We start from the raw sequence: 1923 nt of genomic DNA on the forward strand, positions 1-1923 counted from the left end.
CCACCCGACCAGCCCACCTGGGGGGGTTCGACCGTGGGGGGACCAGGCCACCGCGAGGGTTCGACCGTGGGGGGCTCGGGCCACCGCGAGGATTCGTCCGTGGGGGCTCCGGGCCACCGCGAGGGTCCGACCGTGGGGGGCTCGGCCCCCCCGGCAAAATAAAGGAAGCCCCTACCGGCGCAGCATGCTCCGGTAGGGGCTGACGTGGGCGAGGGGGGAGTTGAACCCCCACGTCCGCTAGGACACACGGACCTGAACCGTGCGCGTCTGCCATTCCGCCACTCGCCCGAGTGGGACTATCTCTTAACCAGGGGACACGCTATCACGCCGGAGATGTCCGCTGCGTCGGGGGGCCACCAACCGCGATGGACATGTCAAGAGCCAAGCCGTGGGGCGTCCACGCCCGGGGGCATACGATCTCACAGACCGGGAGAAGGGAGGTCGAGCATGGGCGTGCTACAACGCTTCGAACGGCGCCTGGGCGGCCTCGTCGAGGGTGCGTTCGCCAAGGTGTTCAAGGGCGGGGTCGAGCCCGTGGAGATCGCCAGCGCGCTGGCCCGGGAGACCGACGACCGCCGCGCGGTCAGCTCCAACCGCGTGCTGGTGCCCAACGAGTTCGCCGTGGAGCTCGCCAGCGGCGACTTCGCCCGACTCTCCCCGTACGACCGGGCGCTGTGCGACGAGCTGGCCGAGATGGTCCGCGAGCATGCTGCCGAGCAGCGATACACCTTCGTCGGCCCGGTGTCCGTCCGAATGTCCGAGGCGGCCGACCTCGACGTCGGCGTCTTCCGGATCCGCAGCAGCGTGGCGGCGGCGGATCCGGGGGTGGTGAGCGGGCGTCGCGGCCGCCCGCGCCCGAGCGCGCCCGGCACTCCCCATCTACTGATCACGACGAAGGCCCCGGGCGGGACGGGTGGCGGCGGGGAGCGGGAGTACCCGCTGGACGCCGAGACCACCGTCATCGGGCGCAGCGTCGAATGCGACATCCGTCTGAACGACACCGGGGTGTCCCGGCGACACGGGGAGATCCGCCGGCTGCCGGACGGGCAGTTCCTCTATGTCGACGCCGGCTCGACGAACGGCAGCCTCGTCAACGGCCGCGCGGCCACCCAGGTCAAGCTCGTCAGCGGGGACCGGATCGAGCTCGGCACCGCGACCATCATGTTCCGCCGCGAGGACGGCCGAGGCGTCGGCGCGAGCCGGTCGCCCTCGCGGGCCACCCCCCCGCCGGAGCGGGTCGGGCAGCGGGCGACGGCCCCGCCGGACCGGCGCCCCACGCCCGCGCCGGACGACCCGTATCGGCGGGGCTCGTCCCCGCGCGTAGGCCGGGCGGACCCGTACGCCGAGCGTGAGCCGCGCGGTGGCCAGCCCTACCCGACGGACCCGCACCGGGACCGCCCCGCCCGGGCGGGCAGTGACCCCGGCTACCGCGACCGCACGCCCGATGGCGGCCGGGCTCGTGACCAGGCCCGCCCGCCCCGCCGGGACCCGGACCCTCGGGGCCCGGACCCCAGGGACCTGGGCCGCGGCGGCGGGCGCGACCCGTACGGCCGTGATCCGCGGGACCGCCGCGACGACGCTCCCCGCCGGCCGGGCTCCTATCGCGAGGACGCCGCCGATCGCGAACCGGGCCAGCCCGCGCGCGGCGAGGCGGGGTCCGACAGCGGCCTCGAAGCGTTGGACGACGTGTACGACGCGCAAACGCGCCTGCCGGGCCAGCCCGACCTGCCGCGGCCGGGCGACGGCGGGCGCGGGCGGGCGCGGCCGGATCGGAGCTGGTAGCAGCCGATGGATCCGACCGAGCCCAGCGAACTCGTCCTGCTGATCGTCAAGATTGGCTTTCTGGCCCTGCTGTGGGGATTCGTCCTCGTCGCCGTGCGCGCCGTCCGGCTGGACATGTTCGGCCCGACGAAGCGCCAGCAG

Annotated in this window: 1 protein-coding gene, 1 tRNA gene and 1 pseudogene; 2 read left to right on the forward strand and 1 reads right to left on the reverse strand. The window is 74.5% G+C overall.

Annotation, left to right across the window (positions count from 1 at the left end; translation table 11 throughout):
• Positions 1-205: 205 nt before the first annotated feature.
• Positions 206-288: transfer RNA gene (locus NBZ83_RS31855), tRNA-Leu, on the reverse strand.
• A 159-nt stretch (positions 289-447) separates the two neighbouring features.
• Here NBZ83_RS31855 and NBZ83_RS31860 point away from each other — a divergent pair.
• Both NBZ83_RS31860 and NBZ83_RS33545 read left to right on the forward strand, forming a co-directional pair.
• Positions 448-1782 (forward strand): FhaA domain-containing protein, encoded by a 1335-nt coding sequence (locus NBZ83_RS31860; protein WP_261566087.1) that lies wholly within the window; start codon positions 448-450, stop codon positions 1780-1782.
• Positions 1783-1788: 6 nt separating this feature from the next.
• Positions 1789-1923: pseudogene (locus NBZ83_RS33545) on the forward strand (FHA domain-containing protein FhaB/FipA); the annotation flags it as partial.

The organism is Frankia gtarii, assembly GCF_025403375.1.
Classification (GTDB): Bacteria; Actinomycetota; Actinomycetes; order Frankiales; family Frankiaceae; genus Frankia; species Frankia gtarii.